We start from the raw sequence: 20,697 nt of genomic DNA on the forward strand, positions 1-20,697 counted from the left end.
GAAATCGAGGTAGAGTCTTCTGTGTAGCACAGAGAATGCGCTGCGCAGTCACTACCGAAGGGGAATCCCATGCTCACCGTCGCCGTCACCGGGGCCACCGGCGCCCAGGGCGGAGCCACCGCCCGCAGCCTCCTCACCGCCGGCCACCGGGTGCGCGCCCTCACCCGCCGTCCCGACTCGCCTGCGGCCGACGCCCTGCGCGCCCTCGGCGCCGAGGTGCGGTTCGCGGACTTCGACGACCGCTCCTCGCTCGACGCCGCCCTCGCGGGCGCCGACTCCCTCTTCGCCGTCACCGCCTTCGAGGCGGGCGGCGAGGTCGAGGTCCGGCAGGGCACGGCCCTCGTCGACGCGGCGGCCGCCGCCCGCCTCGGCCACGTCGTCCTCACCTCCGTCGCCCACGCCGACCGTGACACCGGCGTCCCGCACTACGAGAGCAAGCGGACGATCGAGCGGCACCTCCGCGCCTCCGGCACGCCCTGGACGGTGATCGGCCCCGCCGCGTTCATGGACAACTACGCCGGCGGCTGGACCGCCGACGGGCTCCGCGCGGGCACCTTCGCCTGGCCGATGCCGGCCGACCGGCCGCTCGCCCTCATCTCCTCCCGCGACATCGGCGCCTTCGCCGCGCTCGCCCTCCAGCGCCGCGAGGACTTCACCGGCCTGCGCGTCGACATCGCCGCCGACGAGCGCACCCCCGGCGAGATGACCGGCATCCTCGCCACCGCCCTCGGGCGCCCGGTCTCCTACGAGGAGGTCCCCCTCGCCTACGTCCGCACCCGTTCCGCCGACCTGGCCGCGATGTTCGCCTACTTCACCACCTCCGGCCTCGACGTCGACATCGCCTCCCTCCACCGCGACTTCCCCGACATCGGCTGGCACACCTTCCCCACCTGGGCCCACACCCAGGACTGGAACGCCATACTCACGCCGACGCCGACGCCGACGCCGACACCGACACCGACACCGACACCGACACCGACTCCCGCTCCCGCTCCCGCTCCCGCCCACCGCTGACCCCGCCGACCCCGCCAGTGCCCGGGGGGGGCTCCTCCTCACGTCCGACGATCCCCGCCGCCTCACCGAAGTCGCGGCCCACATCACCGACTTGCGCACCCGCTCCGTCGCCGACAGCACACCGGTCGAGTACCGCACCGCCGTCCGCGTCCTGAAGCGCATGATCGAGAACCTCGAAGGCCCCGGCCTCTGACCTCGGCGCGGTGAGGACCACCGCGGAACCGAGCCGCGCGGCGGCGACATGAGGCCCGGGCGGAGGCGACGCCGCCGCACACCGGCCGTTGTCAGTGGTGCCTGACAGGCTGTCGTTCCAGACGGGCAGACGACTGTGAGAGCGAGCGCGCCATGGGTACCTGGGACATCGGCCCCTTCGACAACGACACCGCCGCCGACTTCTCGTACCGGGTGGACGAGGCGCCGGCGGAGAAGAAGGCGGAGGTGCTGCGCACGGCCTTCCGCGAGGTGATCGGGACCGGCGACGCGTACCTGGACGCGGACCTGGCGGACGAGGCGATCGCCTCGGCGGCGCTGCTCGCGGCCCAGTGCCCGGGCGGCGAGCCGGTCACCACCTCGTACGGCCCGAAGGACCCCCTGCCGCCCCTCCCGGGCGACCTGCGCCCGGACGCCGTGGCGGCGCTGGACCGGATCCTCACCGAACCCTCCGAGCTGCTCGAACTCTGGGAGGAGTCGGACGGCGAGGAGTGGAAGGCAGGGGTCCGCAAGCTCCGGGCGGTCCTGGCGGGGGCGTGACGCGGAGCGGCGGGACGGGTGTGGTTCGAGGGCGGCGCGTAGGGCACGATGGGCCCGCGTACCCGCGTACCCGCCAGTAGGAGGACCCGCCCATGGCCGCCGAGCCCACCCCCGAGATCCTTGCCGCCTTCGAGGCGGCGAAGGGCTTCATGCCCGTGGTGGAGGGGCTCGCGCTGTACGACGCCGCCACCGGCGCCGCGAAGCTCGGGCTGCCGCTCCTGGAGGTCGGGACGTACTGCGGGCGGTCCACGATCCTGCTGGCCGACGTGGCGCGGCAGGCGGGCACGGTAGCGGTGACCGTGGACCACCACCGGGGCAGCGAGGAGCAGCAGCCCGGCTGGGAGTACCACGACGAGACCGTGGTCGACCCGGAGGTGGGGCTCATGGACACGCTGCCCACGTTCCGCCGGACCCTGCACCAGGCGGGCCTCGAGGACCACGTCGTGGCGGTGGTCGGTCGTTCGCCGCAGGTGGCGAAGGTGTGGGGCGGACAGCTCGGCCTGGTGTTCATCGACGGCGGGCACACCGACGAGCACGCCACGAACGACTACGAGGGCTGGGCCCCCAAGGTCGCCCCCGGGGGCCTGCTCGTCATCCACGACGTCTTCCCGAACCCGGAGGACGGCGGCCAGGCCCCCTACCGGATCTACCTCCGCGCCCTGGAGTCGGGCGACTTCGAGGAGGTCTCGGTCACCGACTCGCTGCGGGTGCTCCGCCGCGTGGGCTGAGGCCGCCGGGCGTCGATCGCCGGCTGTCGGCGTCGATCGCCGGCTGTCGGCGTCGACCGACGGCTGACGGCTGACGGCTGACGGCTGACGGCGGCAGTCACCAGCCACAAGCCACCGGTGATTGGTGATTGGTGACCGGTCACCGGTCACCGGTCACCGGTCACCGGTCACCGGCCGACGCTCGGGCCCGTCCGGTCGCGCCGGGTCAGTACCCGGAGGTCACGTAGAGGCAGTTGGTGTAGCTGTAGCCGGGTTCGATCTTCGCCGTGCTGGACTTGGTGTCGCCGGAGGCCGAGCCGCCGGACAGGCGCTTCTGGAGGAAGTGGTAGTCGCCTACCGGCAGCAGCAGGGTCGCCTTCGGGTACTTCGAGGACGGCCCGGTGCAGGCCTTGGCCTTCTTTCCGTTCGAGAAGATCGGGCCCGGGTACTTGGTGCAGGTGCCGCACGCCTTGAGGGTGACCTTGCCGGTCAGCGGGCCGGTGTAGAGCAGCTCGACCTCACCGGGGCCGTCGTTGCTCACCACCATGACCATCCGGGCGCCGTCGGGGACGTCCGCCCGGGGCAGGCTCCTGCCGGCCGCCGGCTCCTCGTCGGCGATCTCGGCGGCGATGGCGATCGATCGGGCGTGCGCCGCCTGCGGGCTGCTCGGGTACGCCTTGGCGTACTCGGTCATGGTCGTGACGGCGGCGGTGAAGTCCTTCTTCTTGAACTGGTCGGTCCCGCAGGTGAACTCGCCCGTCCGGACCGCGTCGGCCGCCTCCTTCGTGGCCGTCTGCAGGGACGGGTCCGACATGTTGTCGAGCGAGGAACGGAGCGCGCGCAGCTCCTCGGTGGTGTCGCAGGGCGCGGAGCCCCCGCTCAGCGCGGTCGTCCTGGTCTTGATCGCCGCGCGGACGGCCGGCTCCACGCGGGTCGCGTGGCTCGACTTCGGGAAGGTCTTCAGGAGTTCGTCGAGGCTCTCGCTGGCCGTCGGGTCGGCCGTCTTCACGCCGAGCGCGGCGGTCCCGCACTCGTAGAGGGACTCGGCGAGCGGATCGTCCGTCTTGGCGGGCCGTGAGCCGAGCAGCCGCTTGTCGACGGTGCCGGCCAGCCCCCGCAGGTGCTTCAGCGGCGGGACGGCCTCGCAGTACTGCTTCTTCCCGTACGGGGCGGAGACCGTCGCGTAGTAGGCGTCGAGCCGCTTGGGGACCAGCTTCCCGGCCCGCGACCCCGCGTGCTTCGTGCCGAGGTCCTGGTAGACGGCGAGCGCCTCGCGGAACGTCGGCTCTGCCTTGTCGAAGGCGAGGCCGTCGGCGGACTCCACGAGCGCGTCCGCCGCCGCGAGCCGCGCGAGCAGCGCCTCCTCCTTCGCCTCGTCGCGCGCCGCCCCGTACGCCAGGGATCCGCCCGCCGGCACGACGAGCAGCACGAGGGCGAGCGGCAGCGCGAGGCGCCGGACCGACGCGCCCACCCGGAGCGTGGCCCGCAGGCCGCGCCGGGCCCCGTCCGCGGCAGCGGCGAGCAGGATCACGCCGTATCCGGCGAGCACGCCCACGGGCACGCCGTCGACGTCCGCCGGAAGCGCGAACACCAGCAGCGCGGCCGTGGCGAGCCAGCAGAGAGCGGCACCGACCCAGTTGCGCAGCAGCACGTAACCGAGCCCGAGGCAGGAGAGGTTGAGCAGGCCGATCATCGCCGCCTGCGCCCCGTTCGCCTCACCCCTCGGCTCCCCCGACGGCTGCGGCCCGTACCCGGGGGGCGGCCCGTAGCCCGGCGGCGGCCCGTACCCGGCCGGGCCGTTCCCCGGCGGCGGTCCGTAGCCGGGCGGTGCCGTGGGCGGCTGACCGGGCGGCGGGCCCGACGGCGCCCCCGGCGGCGGGCCGAACGCGAGGGTCGGCGTCCCGTGAGCGGGCGGCGCCGTCCACGGGGGTTCGGCGACCCGCGGAGGACCTTCGGGTACGGGCGGCCCGGTCGGGACCGGGGCCGGGGTCCGCGGGTCCAACGGTCCGGGCCCGGCGCCACCCGGTCCGGGCCCGGCCCCCATCGGCCCAGGGCCGGCATCGTTCGGTCCGCCCCCCGTCGATCCAGCACCGCCCCCCATCGGCCCAGGACCGGCATCGTTCGGTCCGGGACGGGCGTCCGTCGGTCCGGGACGGGCGTCGTTCGGTCCGGGACGGGCGTCGTTCGGTTCTTCCCCCACCACGGTTCCCCCTCGTGGTCCATGCGCGGTGACACCCCACCGCCGCTCTTCTCACCTACCCTTCACCGTCTGCGCACACGCGTCCGCCGTTCCGGGAAGCGGTGACAAACCTGCGACCTTCGCCCTGCGGGAATTCGCGCCACCCAGGGCCTAGAGTCGCTGGGTGCCGTACGACCACCGGAACACCGCCCGCCGTGCTCTCGCCCTCGCCCTCGCCGCCACGGGCTGCTGCGCCGTACTCGCCGGATGCGGGGCCTCGCAGGCCTCGCAGGCCTCCGGAAAGGCCCAGGAGACCCGGCGGGCCGAGGCGACCGAGCAGGCGCGGGGCGCCCAGTCCCGCCCCCCGCTCGCCTCCGCCGCCCCGACGCCGACCCGGTCGCCCCTCCCGGCCTCCGGGGGGAGCGGCTCCCTCGCCGGCCGGACCGTCGTCATCGACCCGGGTCACAACTCGGGCAATTTCGGTCATTTCCGTGAGATCAACCAGAAGGTGGACATCGGGACGACCCGCAAGGAGTGCGACACCACCGGCACCTCCACCGACGCGGGGTACACGGAGGCGTCGTTCACGCTCGACGTCTCGCACCGGCTGCGGGACCTCCTCACGGCCCGGGGCGCGAAGGTGGTCCTCACCCACGACGCCGACCGGCCGTGGGGCCCGTGCATCGACGAGCGGGCCCGCATCGGCAACGCGGCCCGCGCCGACGCCGTGGTCTCCGTGCACGCCGACGGTTCGGCGGTCGGCCACCGCGGCTTCCATGTGATCCTGCCCGCACGGGTGCGCGGCGGTTCGGCGGACACCGCCGCGATCGTCGGGCCGTCCCGGACGCTGGGCGAGCGGATCGCCGACCGGTTCGGGCGCGCGACCGGAACGTCGCCCGCCAACTACCTCGGCGACGGTACGGGGTTGGACGTACGGGGCGATCTCGGCGGCCTCAATCTCTCGACCGTGCCCAAGGTCTTCGTCGAATGCGGCAATATGCGTGATCCGAAGGATGCGCGGCTGCTCACGTCATCGGCGTGGCGGCAGAAGGCGGCACAGGGGATCGCGGACGGCATCGCGACCTACCTCGAGGGGTAGAACCGGCGGGCGATAGATTCGCTCCGTACGATGGGGCCGCCCCCGTGCCACGGGCCCCGAGTGCCACCCCCGACGCGACGACCGACGAACGACGAAGGACTCTTACGTGAATATCCGCTCCCTCACCCGAGGCGATGGCGTGCTGATCGGTGCAGCGGTGGTGCTGTTCATCGCCTCGTTCCTCGGCTACGCCAGCTGCGACGGCCCGGCCTCGATCTGCGACCAGATCGACACCCCGAACTCCTGGGAGGTGTCGCCCCTCGGCTGGGGCTCCTTCCTCCTGGGCATCGCCGGCGTCGCCCTCGTGGTCCTCTCCCACGGCCTGCCGCAGCAGCGCAAGGTCGTCGGCCTGGAGCTGAACCAGGTCGGCGCCGCGTTCACCGTCGCCTCCGCGTGGACCCTGCTGATGTGGGTCTTCGAGGCGTCGAACGCGGGCGCGGGCCTGATCCTCGGCCTGATCGCCGCCCTGGTCGCGGCCGGTGCCGCGGTGGCCGGTCCGCTGGTCCCCGCGCTGAAGGCCCCGCTGGTCGGCGCGCCGAGCCCGCAGGCCCCGCACCCGTACGGCATGCAGCAGGGCCAGCCGGGGCAGCAGGGCGTTCCCGGCGGCTACGGCTACCCGGGCGCGCAGCACCCGCAGTACGGCGGTCCGCAGGACCCGTCGCAGGGCGCGGGCCAGCCGTTCGGCGCGCAGGCCGCCGCACCGCAGCCGCAGGCCCCGAAGCAGCCGGAGCCGCAGGCCCAGGCTCCGCAGCCGGCCGCGCCCGCGGCCGACTTCGCGCCGTTCTGGTTCGCGGTGCCAGTCGCCCGTCCGCTGTACGCGGAGGACGGTTCGCAGGCGCCGATCGCCGAACTGGCGCCCGGCACCTGGTACCTGGCGGTCGAGCAGCGCGGTCCGGCCCTGGTGGCCCAGACGCAGGACGGCCGCCGCGGCGTCCTCCAGGACACCACGGGCATCCAGCGCGGCTAGGTCCGTCCGCAAGGTCCCGCCCGGCTCGCGGCGGACCGGACCCGGTCCCCGCGCACGCCTCGCGCGAACGGCCCCCCGCCCGGAATCCCTTCCGGGCGGGGGGCCGTTGCCGTACAGTGCCCGCACTACCTGACGGATCGTCAGAAAGGTTGCGGGGCATGCGACTCGGACTCGCGCTCGGCTACTGGGGCCGCGGCCCCTCGCCCGCCCACCTCGAACTCGCCCGCGAGGCCGAGCGGCTCGGCTACGACTCCGTGTGGACGGCGGAGGCCTGGGGCTCCGACGCCTTCACGGCCCTGACCTGGATCGCCGCCCACACCAGCCGGATCAGGCTCGGCACGGCCGTCGCGCAGATGGCCGCGCGCGCGCCGACGACGACCGCGATGCACGCGCTCACCCTGGACCACCTGTCGGGCGGGCGCCTTCTCCTCGGGCTCGGCCTGTCCGGGCCGCAGGTCGTCGAGGGCTGGTACGGCCGCCCCTTCCCCAGCTCCCCGCTGACCGCGACCCGCGAGTACGTGGACGTGGTCCGGCAGGTCCTGCGCCGGGAGGGGCCCGTCCGGCTCGACGGACGGCACCACTCCCACCCGTACGCGGGCGAGGACGGCACCGGACTCGGCAAGGCGCTCAAGCCGATCACCCACCCGCTGCGGGCCGACGTCCCCGTCCTGCTCGGCGCCGAGGGGCCGAGGAACATCGCGCAGACCCTCGCCGTCGCCGACGGCTGGATCCCCCTGTACTGGACGCCCGACCGCTGGGCCGAGGTCTACGCGCTCCCCGAGCGCCTGCCGGAGGGCTTCCTGGTGGCCCCCATGGTCCGGGCGCGGCTCTGCGACGACGTGGCGGCCGGCCTGCTGCCCGTCAAGGCGATGCTCGGCTTCTACATCGGCGGCATGGGGCACGCGGCCCGCAACTTCCACGCCGACCTGATGGGACGGATGGGGTACGAGAAGGAGGCCCGGCGGATCCAGGAGCTCTTCGCGGCCGGGCGGCGCGAGGAGGCCGTGCTCGCCGTGCCGGACGCCTTCGCGGACGAGATCTCCCTCGTGGGCCCGCGCGCCCGCATCGCCGAACGGCTCGACTCGTGGCGGCGGGGCCCGGTGACGGACCTCCTCGTCACGTCACCGGACCCCGCCACGCTCCGCGTCCTCGCGGAACTCAACGCCTGAGGGTGTCCCTACCCGCCCAGTTGTGAGGCGCTGGGCACCTTGTCGACGACCTCGGCGCCGGCGCTTTTCCCGGCGTCCTTGACGCTGTTGATGACGCTCTCGAAGGCTCCGACGTCGGCGGCGCCCGCCTCGCCCTTGCGGAGCTTGGTCCCGAGGTCCTTCAGCGACTCGATCCCCGCCGAGAGCGGCGCGACCGCCTTCGAGAGCAGCGGGTCGCCCTTGGCGTTGTTCACGGCCGCCTTGAGCCGGTTGTAGGCGAACGCGCCCGCGAGGCCCGCCTTCACCAGCGCGAAGGTACGGCCTTCGGCGCCCTTCTGGAACTTGCCCGCGCGGTACGGCTTCACGATCCACTGGTACGTGGCGCCCGCCGCCAGACCCGCGTTGGCCACGAAGCGGGTCTTCGCCAGCTTCTGCTGCTCGAAGGTGCCCGTACTCGTCGGGGTCGCGGCGGCGCCCGTGTTCTGGGCCTCGTCGTCGCCGCCGCACGCGGCGGTCGTCAGGAGCAGGGTGCAGGACAGGAGCAGCGCCACGACGCCACGCGAGACGGTTCTGGGCACGACAGACAAGACGGAACCTCCCTGGGGGCTGTGGCGCCAGCCTCACCCGGCCCCCGGCGACCCGCCACCCGGGCGACTCCGTACGGGCTCAGCACTCTGTCCGCGCATCCCCTTCCGCCGACATCTCCGCAGGTCAGCGACGAGGGACGTCCCTTCCCGTCCCTGGGACGCCGACGCCTCTGGCCCCCCGTCCGCCCCGATCCGACAGTGGTCGTGAAGGTCGGTCCGGGATCGTTCCGGGCCCGGAAGGGTGTGACGGTGAGACGCCGCGTGTGCGCAACGGGAAACTGCCAGTGGTTCTATGCGAGGCCCGATGCCCGGCTCCGGCCGGGCGTCGGCGCGTACCGCGGGTTCCGGTCGACGGCGGGCATGCCGCAGGAGCGGCTGGTGGTGCCGACCGGGAGGGTGTCGCTGCTCATCGGGTTCGGCAGCGAGATGCGGCTCGGCCGGACGGGCCGTGGCGAGGCGGGGGCCGCGGTGCCGTCCCACACGTCGGTGGTGTCCGGTCTGCACACCCGGGCCAGGGTGCTCGAGCACCAGGGAGACCTTCACGGGGTGGAGCTCTCCCTCGCCCCTTGGGCGGCGTACCGGCTCTTCGGCACCTCCCTGGGGGAGCTCGCGGAGACGGTCACGGACCCGGCGGACGTCTTGGGCGCCCGGGCCCATGAGCTCGGCGCGGCCCTGGAGGCGGCCCCGGGGTGGCGGGAGCGGTTCGCCCTGCTCGACGAGGCCCTGCTGCGCTGGGCGACCGGCGCCGCGGCGTCCCATGAGCCGTCCCCCGCCGTCCTGGAGGCGTGGCGGCTCCTCGACCGTACGGGGGGTTCGCTGCCGATCGCCGAGCTGGCCGCCAGGACGGGCTGGAGCCTGCGCCACCTGGAGAACCGCTTCCGCGAGCAGATCGGCCTCACCCCCAAGCGCCTGGCCCGCGTCCTGCGGCTGAACCGTGCGATCCGGCTGCTGGCCACGGGGGGCGCGGCCGCGGACGTCGCCATCGCCTGCGGGTTCTACGACCAGGCCCACCTCAGCCGCGACTTCACGGCGATGACGGGGATGCCGCCGGGCCGCTTCCTGGCGGCCCGGAGTGGGGCGAGCGCGTGGCTGGCCGGCTGAACGGGCGGCCGCGCGCAGTGCGTTTTTGTCCAATACGAGGCCGTGCGGCAGGTGTCAGCCTGTCTGCGCGCGCGACCCGCCGGGTCGCTCACGACACGAAGGTGGATCAGACGATGAGCAGCACCACTGGGTTCCGCAAGCGGGCCGCGGCCGTCCTCGGCGCGACGGCGCTGATCGTCACGGCCGGTGTGGCGACGGCGGGTACGGCCGCTGCCGGCCCCAACTGCCCCTCGGGTTACCACTGCGTCTTCTCCGGCACCATCCAGGAGAACAACAAGCACGCGTTCTTCAACACCGACCTCGACTTCACCAACGACTACTTCGACGACGGCAGCTGGGTGAACGACGGGGTGCACTCCGCGAGCAACTCCAGCAACAGCGGCTACGAGAGCCACTACTACCGGGACATCAACCACCAGGGCGGGCTGCTCTTCTGCGTGAACCCGGGCAGCTCGGTCGACGACTACCAGCTGAACCACGACTGGGATGGCCAGGCGGGCCAGGCCAGCTCCCTGAAGGTCCGCTCCACGACCACCGTCCCCTGCTTCTGATCCACACCCGGCATGACCGGGGCCCGGCAACACGGGGGTGTGCCGGGCCCCGTAGACCCCCTCCACGCACCCGAAGGGCAGCAGGAATGCGGAACACGCGCGTACTCGCGCTCGGCCTGGCCGTCGGCGCGGCGGCGCTCTCCGGGTGCGGCACGACGCCGGAACCGGACCACCGGACCGCCGCCGCCACCCGGAGCGACACGGCCGAACTGCACCGGCGGCCGCCGGCCACCGAGCTCCTGTTCACTCCGAACACCCGCAGCTTCGAGGCGCAACGGCAGTTCGCCATCACCTGCATGGCGAAGCGGGGATTCCGGTACGCCCCCACCGCCGGGGCTTCGGGGGAGGCCGGCGACCAGCTGCCGCGGCCGTTCGGCCTGGAGTCGGCGACGCCCGCCCCGGAGCCCGCCCCGCCGGTGGAGGAGACGCCGCCGAAGCCGGGCAGCCCGGAGAGCACCGAGGCGTACCGGCGGGCACTGTTCGGGGACCCGAGCAAGCGCGTCACCGCCAAGGGCATCCGCATGAGCGTGTCCCGGCCGGGCGACGGCTGTCTCGCCGAGGCCGAGACGCGGATCCTCGGCGACGGCCGGATGCGGTGGCTCCAGGTGCGGATCATGCTGTTCGAGGTGCAGGAGCAGGCGCGTACGGACGTCGAGAAGGATCCCGCGTTCAAGGCCGCGACGGCGCGGTGGCAGGCGTGCATGGACCGGGCCGGGTTCACCGAACCCGATCCCGCACGGCTCCTCGGATCGCTGCGCACCGCCGAGGCCCGCGCGGCCAGTCCCGCTCTGGAGGCGGATCTGCGCTGCAAGGACGAGACGGGCTACCTCGACACCGCCTACACCCGGCTCGCCGCCGTCCAGCAGCGGTGGCTGGACCGGAATCCGGCCGTCGCCAAGGACTGGAAGAGCCTCACGGCCCGCCAGGAGCGGGAGTCGCGCGAGGTCCTGGCCGCTACTTCTCCTGGCTCGGGATGAAGCGGCCGGTGCAGCTGCGCTGCCCGTCCTTCGGCAGGGCGGCGCAGACCCAGACCGAGCCGTCGTCCGGGGCCGCGATCAGCGGCGTGTAGACGTCTCTGTCGTAGTGCACGACGTCGGCCTGCGCGGCGCCGTCCGAGTTGTTGACGACCACGGTGGCGCCGATCTCGGCGAAGGAGATACGGCCCCACGCCGCCTGGCAGGCCTTGCTGTAGCGGAGCTCGATCACCAGGTCCTTGGGGATGGAGCCGGTGCGCACCGTGACCGCGTCGGCGCCGCAGTTCATCTTCTTCGGGTCCCGGCCCTCGCACCCGCTGCCGGTGCAGCCCGTGGCGGGGCCCGCGACCTCGGGGCGCGGCTCCGGCTCGTCGCCGAAGTACGTCGCGGAGGCCACGGCGGCTCCCGCGGCGAGGAGGAGTCCGGCAACGGCGGCCGAGATCCACAGCGCGCGCCGGCGCCCGGGCCGCGCGGGCTCGGCCGCCTCGTCGGCCGTGACCTCCTGCGGGCCGTCGGGTTCCGCCTCGCCCTCCGACGCCCGTTCCTCGTCCGCCCGGCTCCAGAGGGCGAGCAGGACCGCCGGGTCGCTCCCGTCGAGGCGGGCGATGCTCTCCACGGCGGCCCGTGGCGGGAACTGCTTCCCGTTGACCCAGCGCTCCCACGACGACTTCGCGTAGTGGGTCTTCTCACCGAGTTGGGCGAAGCTCAGACCCGACGCCTTCTTCCGTGCGAGCAGTTCGCTCGCCAACTCCTCGGCCGAGGCCGTGGTCATTCTCGTGACAGACCCTTGACGGTCCACTGAACCCTGTTCCCCCGCACCGTGCGTGTCCATGCCACTCATGGACGCGCACATCCTAAAGCGCCTCCATGGGCGCTTCGCGCACTTGGATATGCGTGCGTCAAGCACATATCAAGCCAGGATCGGCGGAGACTTCAGCCGCAGCAGTCGGGCTCCAGTCCGCTCGGCAGGCGTTCGCCGCCGAAGACGGCGACGGTGGCCTCCTCGCCGCCGAGGGCGGCGACCGCGAGCAGCAGGGAGCCGGCGGTCCAGGCGGTCTGTTCCTCGGGCCAGACGGCCTTGTCGGTCTCCTCGTCGCCCTCGAAGACGTACCCCGTCCAGTACATGCCGTTCTCGGCGCGCAGGTGGCCGATGTCCTGGAGGACCGCGAGGGCCCGGTCTGACTCGCCCATCGCCCACAGGGCGAGCGCCAGCTCGCAGGACTCGCCGCCCGTGACCCACGGGTTCGGGACGACGCAGCGCACGCCGAGGCCGGGCACGACGAACGTGTCCCAGTCGGCGTCGATGCGGGCCTGCGCCTCGGGTCCGGTGATCGCGCCGCCGAGGACCGGGTAGTACCAGTCCATCGAGTAACGGGACTTGTCGAGGAACCGCTCGGGGTGCCGGCGGATCGCGTGGCCGAGGGCCCCGGCCGCCAGCTCCCAGTCGGGCTGCGCCTCCTCGCGGGCCTCGGCGATGGCGAGGGCGCAGCGGAGGGCCTGGTGGATCGACGAACTGCCGGTGAGGAGCGCGTCGTTCACCGGTGTGCCGTCGGGCTCGCGCTTCCAGCCGATCTGGCCGCCGGGCTGCTGGAGTTCGAGGACGAACTCGACAGCCGCGTAGACGACGGGCCACATCCGGTCGAGGAAGGCGTCGTCGCCGGTGGACAGGTAGTGGTGCCAGACGCCGACCGCGATGTACGCGACGAAGTTGGACTCCCTGCTCCGGTCGGTGACCCGGTCCGCCTCGCCGTCGTGGTAGGCCGCGTACCAGGAGCCGTCGCCGTTCTGGTGCCGGGCGAGCCAGTCGTAGGCGCGGGCGGCGGCGGCGTGCTCGCCGGCCGTGTCCAGGGCCATGGCGGCCTCAATGTGGTCCCACGGGTCGAGGTGGTGGCCCCGGAACCACGGGATGGCGCCGTCCTCGCGCTGCCCGGCGAGTATCCCCGCGACGGTCTCCGCGGCCTGCTCCGCCGTGAGCACCCCCGGCAGGACGAGGTGCTCCGCGATCCGCTCGGGAGACGTCACTTCGCGTCGGCCTTGGGGAGGTGGGGCTTGGTCGCGTACGCCACGAAGCTCTTGCCGACCACCGGGTTGAGCAGCTGCTCGGCGACCCGGGTCAGGGCGGGCTTCTTCATGATGTCCCAGACCAGCAGCTTGTGGTACGCGCGGACCGGCAGCGCCTTGTCGTTGTCGACGCCGAAGGCGCACTTCAGCCACCAGTACGGCGAGTGCAGCGCGTGCGCGTGGTGGGTGCCGTACGGCCGCAGGCCGGCCTGCCGGATCTTGCCGAGGAGCTCGTCCGCCTTGTAGATGCGGATGTGGCCGCCCTCGACCTCGTGGTACGCGTCCGAGAGCGTCCAGCAGACCTTCTCCGGGCCGTAGCGCGGGACGGTGATCGCGATCCGGCCGCCCGGCTTGAGGACGCGGACCATCTCGGCGAGCACCCCCTTGTCGTCCGGGATGTGCTCCATGACCTCGGAGATGATCACGACGTCGAAGGACTCGTCGGGGAACGGCAGGTTGAGGGCGTCGCCCTCCATGGCGGTCGCCGTCGCCCCGGCGGGCGCCTCCCCCGCCTCCTTCATCGCCGCGAACCACTTGGCGACCTCGCGGATCTCCTCGCCGTTCCGGTCGAGCGCCACCACCTGCGCCCCGCGCCGGTAGCACTCGAACGCGTGCCGACCCGCACCGCAGCCCAGATCGAGCACGCGGTCGCCGGCGGCGAGCGGGAAGCGGGTGAAATCGACGGTCAGCACGAGATCCTGCTTTCGGGGTTGACGAAGGGTGTGGGCAGTTCCGCCGGGGCGGGACGGGCGGGCACGACCCACCCACCGGACCGCGCCCGGCGACGGCGGTGCGCCGTCACCGGCGGACTCCCGCGCCCTGGCGGGCGACGGCCTCCCGGTACAGCTCGGCCGTGCCTTGCGCCGCACGGGCCCAGGTGAACCTCGCGAGCACCCGGGCGCGGCCCGCCGCACCGAGCCGGACACGCAGTTCGGGGTCGCCCAGCACCCGCCCGAGCGCGGCCGCCAGTGCCCCCGCGTCGCCCGGCGGCACGGCCAGGCAGGTCTCGCCGTCGGGGCCCGCGACCTCGGGGATCGCGCCGCCCGTCGTCGCGACGAGCGCCGTCCCCGTGGCCATGGCCTCCGCGGCGGGCAGCGAGAAGCCCTCGTACAGCGAGGGCACGCAGGACACCTGGGCGGAGCGCACCAGGTCGACGAGCTCGGCGTCGCTGATGCCCTTGACGAACTCGACGGCGCCCTCCAGCCCGTACCGCTCGATGGCCGCGGCGACGGGGCCGTCCTCGGCGCGCTTGCCGACGACGACGAGGTGGGCGTCGGGGTTCTCGGTGCGGAGCTTGGCGAGCGCCTCGACGAGGTGGATGAGGCCCTTGAGGGGGACGTCGGCGCTGGAGGTCGTGACGATCCGGCCGGGGACCTCGGCGACGGCCGGGTCGGGCGACCAGAGGGTGGTGTCGGCGCCGATGTGGACGACCCCGATGCGGTCCTCGCGGACGCCGAGGTGTTCGACGATCTCCTGGCGGGAGGTGCCGGAGACGGTGAGCACCGACTCCATGCGGCGGGCGACGCGCTTCTGCATGCGGGTGAAGGCGTACCAGCGGCGGACGGAGGCGCGGCGCTTCCAGTCGGCGGCGGCGTCGAGTTCGAGCTGCCGGTCGACGGTGATGGGGTGGTGGATGGTGGCGACGAGCGGCGCGCCGAGGGCCCGGGGGCCGCCGAGGAGCCCGTACCCGAGGGTCTGGTTGTCGTGGACGACGTCGAAGTCGCCGCGGCGGGCGGCGAGCATGCGGCGGGCCCGCAGGGAGAAGGTGAGCGGTTCGGGGAAGCCGCCGGTCCACATGGTGGCGACCTCGAGGCCGTCGATCCAGTCCCGGTACTCCTCGCGCTTCGGGGTCCGGAAGGGGTCCGGGGAGCGGTAGAGGTCGAGGCTGGCGATCTCGGTGAGCGGCACGCCCTCGTCGAGGGTGGGGTACGGCTGGGAGCCGATGACCTCGACGGTGTGGCCGAGCCGGGCGAGCTCGCGGGAGAGGTGCCGGACGTAGACGCCCTGGCCCCCGCAGAAGGGGTTCCCCTTGTACGTGAGGAGAGCGATCCGCAACGGTCCGTCACCGGCGGCGGTGACGCCCTGTCGGGGGCCTGCCTCTATGGCCTCAGCGGTCATGCGCGACCCCCTTCGAGCGTGCGTTTCGCCGGAGCGTAACCGCTCGCGCTAATCTAGAACAAGTTACAGACTTGATCGTCCGGGATCTTCTCGCCCGTCGCCTCGTCAGCCCTCTTGATCCTTCGAGGAGGCAGAATCTACCGGCAGGTAGCTCCGCCGTGAGAGCCGGAACAGGTGATTCGCGCCACGGCGGCGGCACCGCTACTGTCGCTCCCCACCGCACGGAACGGGACCTCATGACCGCAGAGAGCAGAGCGGACCACAGACCCGCGTCGCCGCCCCTCACGGAACGCCAGGAGGCGCGCCGGCGCCGCATCCTGAACGCCAGCGCCCAGCTCGCGGCGCGGGGCGGCTTCGACGCCGTGCAGATGCGGGAGGTCGCCGAGGCCGCCGGGGTGGCCCTGGGGACGCTGTACCGCTACTTCCCCTCCAAGATCCACCTGCTGGTCGCGACCATGCAGGACCAGCTCCAGCACATGCACTCCACCCTGCGGAAGCGGCCGCCGGCCGGCTCGGACCCGGCCGGACGGGTCGCGGAGACCCTGATGCGGGCCTTCCGCGCGCTCCAGCGGGAACCCCAGCTGGCCGACGCGATGGTGCGGGCGCTGACCTTCGCCGACCGCAGCGTGAGCCCCGAGGTCGACACGGTCTCGCGGCTGACGACCGCGATCATCCTCGACGCGATGGGAGCGGAGAACCCCACCCCCTCGCAGCTCTCCGCGGTCCGGGTGATCGAGCACACCTGGCACTCCGCGCTGATCACCTGGCTGTCCGGACGGGCCTCGATCGCACAGGTGAAGATCGACATCGAGACGGTCTGCCGGCTCATCGACCTCACGGCCCCGGAACCGGGCACGGCCTGAGGGGCCCGCCCGCGCCCCCGGCGGTCCGGCCGCCGGCGGCGCGGGCGGCGCCGGGTCAGCCCTGGGGCTTGGCGTTGCTCGCGGCGATGGCCGCCGCGCACTCCGGGCTGCCGTCCACGGCCACGAACATCACCAGCTTCAGCGGGCCCGCCGAGTGGTTGCTGGCCTGGAGCTGCCAGCTGCTCTTCTTCAGCGACTTGATGACCGAGCCGCCCGCGCCGGAGCTGCGCTCCTCGCTCCAGCCACCCTTGGTCAGGGTCGCGACCGTGTCCGTGTACGACTTCGCCGGGTCCGCCGCCTTCTCGGCGTCGGCCGTCCAGCTGACCATGCAGTTCTTGGCCTCGGCCGGAATCTGCTCGCCCGAGGCGTCCTGCGTGAAGCCGGCCCCCGTCGCCGCGTCCGTCAGCTCCTTCGTGACCGCGGCACCGTCCAGCTTCCCGTCGCCCGAACCGCCCGAGCCGCCCGTCGCGGACGAACCGGCCGAGGACGAACCGCCGGACGCCGAGCCGCCCTTGTCCGAGCCGCCCCCGCCGCCGCAACCCGAGACCAGCAGCACCACACCGGCGGCCGCGGCCACCCACATCGCCTTGCGCACAACACTCCCGAATACGCACGCACGAAGGCCCCTTGCCCCCGTTGACAAGGGCACAGTTTTGCACGTGGGAACGACAGCCGGACGCAACGGCCCCTCACGTCAGGGTCGTTCGCGGTCCTCCCCGAGCAGCAGGTCCCTCTCCCGTTCGGTGAACGCGTCCATGCACGCGTCCTCGGACGCCTGGAAGGAGATGACGTCCATCGCCACCGTCTTCGAGTTGCTCTGACGGGCGAACAGCGACCAGCCGCTCTTCTTGAGCGTGAGGCCGACCAGGGTTCCGCCCTTGTCGTCGAGCTTCTCCTCGACCCGCTTCCCGGCCGTCCACCCCTTCCGCACGAGCGCGTCGACCGTCCGGTCGAACTTCGCCCGCGCCCCGTCCACCACGGGGCCGATGTACTGCCAGGCCGCCGTGCAGGCGGCGGCCCGCCGGGCGATCCGCTCCCGCTCGTCCGCCGGCGTCGCCGTGGCCGTCACCTGCCCCGGCTCCGGCAGTTCGGACTTCGGCAGCCCCGCCCCGGCCACGGCCGTGCGGATGTCGGCCTGCGCCGCCTCACGCCCGAAGCCCCCGGCCCCGGACCCCTCCGCGCCGCACCCGGCGCCGAACAGCACCGCCGCCATCACACCGGCGACCGCCGTCATGTGTCTCATACGCATGGTCAGCCCATCGGGTTCTGGTCGAGGCCGGCCTTCTTCGCGCAGACCTTGTCGAACGCCGTCGCCTGGACTTCGCCCTGGCCGGTTCCGGCCCCGCTCGTGTTCCCGTCGCAGCCCGTGGCGCCGACGGCCACCGCCATGGCCAGGACCGCGGCGGCGGCCCCCCTCTTCCCGTACACGGTGATCCCCTCCCAGGTCACGGGACTGGGCGCCCCGTGATCGAGGGAGCAGTGTGGCACGGGCCGGGGCGGCTACTCCTCGGGGGGATAGACCGGTTCGCCACCGTCCGCGAGGGTGATGAGGATGGCTTCCACCGGGCACCCCTCGGCGGCCGCGAGGAGGCGTTCGCCGGCGTCCGCCTCGGGCTCCCGCGGGTGGGACTGGCGGGCGGTGTCGAGGCGGAAGCCGTCCGGGGCGTGGTTGACGCACAGGCCGGAGCCGATGCAGACGCTCCGGTCGACCTCGACGCGCCAGCGGTCGCCCATCACGCGTCCCCGTAGCCGGCGGGCAGGTGGATCATCTTGTGCTCCAGGTACTCGCCGAAGCCCTCGGGGCCGAACTCCCGGCCCAGGCCGGAGTTCTTGTAGCCGCCGAAGGGGCCGAGCATGTCGAGGCTGAAGGTGTTGACGTTGAAGGTGCCGGTGCGGACCCGGCGGGCGAAGTCGATGCCGTGCTCCACGTCGCCGGTCCAGACGCTGCCGCTGAGCCCGAAGTCGGAGTCGTTGGCGATGCGCAGGGCCTCCGCCTCGTCCTCGTACGGCAGGAGGCAGATGACCGGGCCGAAGATCTCCTCGCGAGCGATCCGCATGGAGTTGTCGACGCCGCCGAAGAGGGTCGGTTCGACGTACCAGCCGCGTTCGAGACCGGCCGGACGGCCGCCGCCCGCGAGGATCTTGGCGCCCTCCTGCTGTCCGATGGCGATGTAGTCGAGGGAGCGCTGCCGCTGGCGCTCGGCGACGAGCGGGCCGACCTGGGTGGCCGGGTCGAGCGGGTCGCCGACGACGAGCGCGCCGGCCGCCGCGGCGAAGGCCTCCGAGATCTCCTCGTACCGCGAGCGCGGGGCGAGGATGCGGGTCTGGGCCACACACGCCTGGCCGTTGTTCATCCAGGCGGCCGGGACGATCCCGGCGACGGCGGTCGCCGTGTCCGCGTCGGGCAGGATCACGGCGGCCGACTTCCCGCCGAGTTCGAGGGTGACGCGGGTGAGGTTGCGCGAGGCGACCTCCATGACCCGCCGGCCGGCGGCGACCGAGCCGGTGAAGGAGACCTTGTCGACGCCCGGGTGACCGACGAGGTACTCGCTGACCTCGCGGTCCGCGGGCAGGATGCTGAGGACGCCCTCGGGCAGTCCGGCCTCGGTGGCGATCTCCGCCAGGAGGTACGAGTCGAGGGGCGCCTCCGGCGACGGCTTGAGGACCACCGTGCAGCCGGCGAGCAGCGCGGGCCCCAGCTTGGCGGCGGCGGTGAACTGCGGCACGTTCCACGGGATGACCGCCGCGACGACACCGACCGGCTCGCGCCGTACGAGCAGCGGCCCGAGCACCCCGCCGCGCCGCTCCTCGTACGGGAAGTCCCGCGCGACGGTGATCGCCGCGTCCCAGACCATCATCGCGCCGAGCGCCTGGGCGAGGACGGACCAGGAGTACGGCGAGCCGTTCTGCGCGCTGATGACCCGGCCGATCTCCTCGTACCGCACGGCGATCGCGTCCTTGATCCGCGTGACGACCGCGATCCGCTCCTCGACCGTCATCCGCGGCCACGGCCCCTCGTCGAACGCCCGGCGCGCGGCCGCGACCGCCCGGTCGACATCGCCCTCCGACGCGTGCGGGACGCGTCCGATGACCTCCTCGGTGTGCGGCGAGATCACCTCGATCACACCGGTGCCGAGCGGTTCGGTCAACTCCCCGCCGATGAACAGCCTTCCGTGCTCCACAAGCTCGGTCATGACCGCTGCCTCCCGAGGAGATGGAATTGCCCCTGAGTTCCTGACGATGCTTCAGAACTGATACCAGTTCTAGTTATGGTGGGCAATGGCCGTACCGGCACACAGAGACGAGGACGCTCATGACCCAGGTGACCGAGCACGGTGGAGGCGTCTGGTCGCTGCGGGTTCCCATTCCGGACAATCCGCTCGGGCACACCCTGGTGCACGTCCTCGACACCGACCGGGGGCCGGTGCTGGTGGACACGGGGTGGGACGACCCGGCGTCGTGGGCGGAGCTCGGCGGGGGCCTGGAGGCGCTGGGGCTCTCCGTGCGGGAGATCCACGGGATCGTCGTCACCCACCACCACCCCGACCACCACGGGCTCTCCGGGCGGGTCCGCGAGGAGTCGGGGGCCTGGATCGCCATGCACGCCGCGGACACGGCCGTGGTCCGCCGGACCCGCGAGGCCGAGCCGGGCACGTGGTTCGACTACCTCGCCCGCAAACTGGCCGCCGTGGGCGCCCCCGAGGACCACATCGCACCGCTGCGGGCCGCCCGCGCCTCCGGCCGCATGCGGACCCTGCCCGGCCTGCGCTCCGCACTGCCCGACCGCGAGATCGTGCCCGGCGAGCTCCTCGACCTGGCCGGCCGGCGGCTGCGCGCGGTCTGGACGCCCGGCCACACCCCCGGCCACGTCTGCCTCCACCTGGAGGAGGAGCACCCCGCCGGTCTGCCCGGCCACGGCCGGCTGTTCTCCGGCGACCACCTGCTGCCCGGGATCTCGCCCCACATCGGCCTGTACGAGGACCCCGACGACGCCACCGCGACCGATCCCCTCGGCGACTACCTCGACTCCCTCGAACGCGTCGGCCGCCTCGGCGTCGCGGAGGTCCTCCCCGCCCACCAGTACGCCTTCGCCGACGCCGCCGGCCGGGTCCGCGAGCTCCTCGACCACCACGAGGAACGCCTCACCGGCCTCCTCGGGCTCCTCGCCGCCCCGCTCACGCCGTGGCAGCTCGCCGAGCGGATGGAGTGGAACCGCCCGTGGGACCGGATCCCCCACGGCTCCCGCAACATCGCCGTCAGCGAGGCCGAGGCCCACGTCCGCCGGCTGGTGAAGCTCGGCCGGGCGGAGGCGGTCGCCGGCACGGACCCGGTGGCGTACATCGCGACGTAGCCGGTCACACGGGGCTGTGAGGCGCCTCGCACCCCCGGGCCCGGGGCCGTACGGGCCGGTAGAGTGAGCGGGTCGTCATCATGCCCGTACGGGGGAAAGACCGGTGCGAATCCGGCACTGACCCGCAGCCGTGTATGCCGTCCCCCTCGGGGACGGCGAGTCGGAATGCCCCGCCCGGGACGTGACCGCCGGCACCGTCGAGGAATACGGAGCCGGAGCCTGGTGCC

22 protein-coding genes are annotated in these 20,697 nt (G+C 73.3%); 11 read left to right on the plus strand and 11 right to left on the minus strand.

Features of this window, described 5'->3' with window-relative positions; translation table 11 throughout:
• Positions 1-69 precede the first annotated feature (69 nt).
• The 3 genes from AC067A_RS09600 (at position 70) to AC067A_RS09610 (ending at position 2,492) form a co-directional block, all read left to right on the plus strand.
• The gene (locus AC067A_RS09600) at positions 70-1,014 is read left to right on the plus strand and encodes an NmrA/HSCARG family protein (protein ID WP_478616914.1); all 945 of its coding nucleotides are present in this window, start codon (positions 70-72) and stop codon (positions 1,012-1,014) included.
• 345 nt (positions 1,015-1,359) lie between these two features.
• Positions 1,360-1,764, plus strand: coding sequence for a DUF4259 domain-containing protein (locus AC067A_RS09605; protein WP_478616918.1), 405 nt, complete (start codon positions 1,360-1,362; stop codon positions 1,762-1,764).
• 92 nt (positions 1,765-1,856) lie between these two features.
• On the plus strand, positions 1,857-2,492 hold the full coding sequence (locus tag AC067A_RS09610) for a class I SAM-dependent methyltransferase (RefSeq protein ID WP_478616921.1): 636 nt from the start codon (positions 1,857-1,859) through the stop codon (positions 2,490-2,492).
• 205 nt (positions 2,493-2,697) lie between these two features.
• On the opposite strand, the gene AC067A_RS09615 is transcribed toward AC067A_RS09610, so the two are convergent.
• Positions 2,698-4,164: a hypothetical protein gene (locus AC067A_RS09615; RefSeq protein WP_478616925.1), complete on the minus strand. Its 1,467-nt coding sequence runs from the start codon at positions 4,162-4,164 to the stop codon at positions 2,698-2,700.
• A 670-nt stretch (positions 4,165-4,834) separates the two neighbouring features.
• Between AC067A_RS09615 and AC067A_RS09620 the strand changes: the two genes are divergently transcribed.
• From AC067A_RS09620 to AC067A_RS09630, 3 genes are all read left to right on the plus strand, one after another.
• The gene (locus AC067A_RS09620; RefSeq protein ID WP_478616928.1) at positions 4,835-5,749 is read left to right on the plus strand and encodes an N-acetylmuramoyl-L-alanine amidase; all 915 of its coding nucleotides are present in this window, start codon (positions 4,835-4,837) and stop codon (positions 5,747-5,749) included.
• Between the two features lie 106 nt (positions 5,750-5,855).
• Complete coding sequence (locus tag AC067A_RS09625) at positions 5,856-6,716, plus strand: DUF5336 domain-containing protein (RefSeq protein ID WP_478616931.1); 861 nt, start codon at positions 5,856-5,858, stop codon at positions 6,714-6,716.
• A gap of 158 nt (positions 6,717-6,874) precedes the next feature.
• On the plus strand, positions 6,875-7,885 hold the full coding sequence (locus AC067A_RS09630) for an LLM class F420-dependent oxidoreductase (RefSeq protein WP_478616934.1): 1,011 nt from the start codon (positions 6,875-6,877) through the stop codon (positions 7,883-7,885).
• Between the two features lie 8 nt (positions 7,886-7,893).
• Here the strand turns inward: AC067A_RS09630 and AC067A_RS09635 are convergent, their stop codons facing one another.
• Positions 7,894-8,442, minus strand: a complete 549-nt coding sequence (locus tag AC067A_RS09635) for a hypothetical protein (protein WP_478617787.1) — start codon at positions 8,440-8,442, stop codon at positions 7,894-7,896.
• Positions 8,443-8,712: 270 nt separating this feature from the next.
• Between AC067A_RS09635 and AC067A_RS09640 the strand changes: the two genes are divergently transcribed.
• From AC067A_RS09640 to AC067A_RS09650, 3 genes are all read left to right on the plus strand, one after another.
• Complete coding sequence (locus tag AC067A_RS09640) at positions 8,713-9,552, plus strand: helix-turn-helix domain-containing protein (RefSeq protein ID WP_478616936.1); 840 nt, start codon at positions 8,713-8,715, stop codon at positions 9,550-9,552.
• A 113-nt stretch (positions 9,553-9,665) separates the two neighbouring features.
• Positions 9,666-10,103, plus strand: a complete 438-nt coding sequence (locus AC067A_RS09645; protein WP_478616938.1) for a hypothetical protein — start codon at positions 9,666-9,668, stop codon at positions 10,101-10,103.
• An 86-nt stretch (positions 10,104-10,189) separates the two neighbouring features.
• On the plus strand, positions 10,190-11,080 hold the full coding sequence (locus tag AC067A_RS09650) for a hypothetical protein (RefSeq protein WP_478616940.1): 891 nt from the start codon (positions 10,190-10,192) through the stop codon (positions 11,078-11,080).
• On the opposite strand, the gene AC067A_RS09655 is transcribed toward AC067A_RS09650, so the two are convergent.
• From AC067A_RS09655 to AC067A_RS09670, 4 genes are all read right to left on the minus strand, one after another.
• Positions 11,058-11,849, minus strand: coding sequence for a DUF2690 domain-containing protein (locus AC067A_RS09655; protein ID WP_478616943.1), 792 nt, complete (start codon positions 11,847-11,849; stop codon positions 11,058-11,060). The two genes, AC067A_RS09650 and AC067A_RS09655, sit on opposite strands and share 23 nt — an antisense overlap.
• Before the next feature lie 161 nt (positions 11,850-12,010).
• Positions 12,011-13,099: a prenyltransferase/squalene oxidase repeat-containing protein gene (locus AC067A_RS09660; RefSeq protein WP_478616946.1), complete on the minus strand. Its 1,089-nt coding sequence runs from the start codon at positions 13,097-13,099 to the stop codon at positions 12,011-12,013.
• Positions 13,096-13,830, minus strand: coding sequence for a class I SAM-dependent methyltransferase (locus tag AC067A_RS09665; protein ID WP_478616949.1), 735 nt, complete (start codon positions 13,828-13,830; stop codon positions 13,096-13,098). The genes AC067A_RS09660 and AC067A_RS09665 overlap by 4 nt, the downstream gene beginning before the upstream one ends.
• A gap of 106 nt (positions 13,831-13,936) precedes the next feature.
• Entirely contained in the window at positions 13,937-15,256 is a 1,320-nt protein-coding gene (locus AC067A_RS09670; protein ID WP_478616951.1) for a glycosyltransferase family 4 protein, read from the minus strand.
• A gap of 236 nt (positions 15,257-15,492) precedes the next feature.
• Between AC067A_RS09670 and AC067A_RS09675 the strand changes: the two genes are divergently transcribed.
• Positions 15,493-16,119 (plus strand): TetR family transcriptional regulator, encoded by a 627-nt coding sequence (locus AC067A_RS09675; protein ID WP_478616955.1) that lies wholly within the window; start codon positions 15,493-15,495, stop codon positions 16,117-16,119.
• Between the two features lie 55 nt (positions 16,120-16,174).
• Here AC067A_RS09675 and AC067A_RS09680 read toward each other — a convergent pair whose 3' ends face one another.
• From AC067A_RS09680 to AC067A_RS09700, 5 genes are all read right to left on the minus strand, one after another.
• Entirely contained in the window at positions 16,175-16,714 is a 540-nt protein-coding gene (locus AC067A_RS09680) for a hypothetical protein (protein ID WP_478616958.1), read from the minus strand.
• A 99-nt stretch (positions 16,715-16,813) separates the two neighbouring features.
• Positions 16,814-17,362: a hypothetical protein gene (locus tag AC067A_RS09685; protein WP_478616961.1), complete on the minus strand. Its 549-nt coding sequence runs from the start codon at positions 17,360-17,362 to the stop codon at positions 16,814-16,816.
• Between the two features lie 8 nt (positions 17,363-17,370).
• A complete protein-coding gene (locus AC067A_RS09690; RefSeq protein ID WP_478616963.1) occupies positions 17,371-17,547 on the minus strand; it encodes a hypothetical protein in 177 nt (58 codons plus the stop codon).
• A gap of 72 nt (positions 17,548-17,619) precedes the next feature.
• Positions 17,620-17,853 carry a ferredoxin gene (locus AC067A_RS09695; RefSeq protein ID WP_478616966.1) on the minus strand — a complete coding sequence of 78 codons (234 nt, stop codon included), beginning with the start codon at positions 17,851-17,853 and terminating at the stop codon, positions 17,620-17,622.
• On the minus strand, positions 17,853-19,313 hold the full coding sequence (locus tag AC067A_RS09700) for an aldehyde dehydrogenase (protein WP_478616969.1): 1,461 nt from the start codon (positions 19,311-19,313) through the stop codon (positions 17,853-17,855). Before AC067A_RS09700 ends, AC067A_RS09695 begins: the two co-directional genes overlap by 1 nt.
• A gap of 119 nt (positions 19,314-19,432) precedes the next feature.
• Between AC067A_RS09700 and AC067A_RS09705 the strand changes: the two genes are divergently transcribed.
• Entirely contained in the window at positions 19,433-20,470 is a 1,038-nt protein-coding gene (locus AC067A_RS09705) for an MBL fold metallo-hydrolase (RefSeq protein WP_478616972.1), read from the plus strand.
• Positions 20,471-20,697: the final 227 nt, after the last annotated feature.

The organism is Streptomyces sp. NPDC043176 (genome assembly GCF_056436715.1).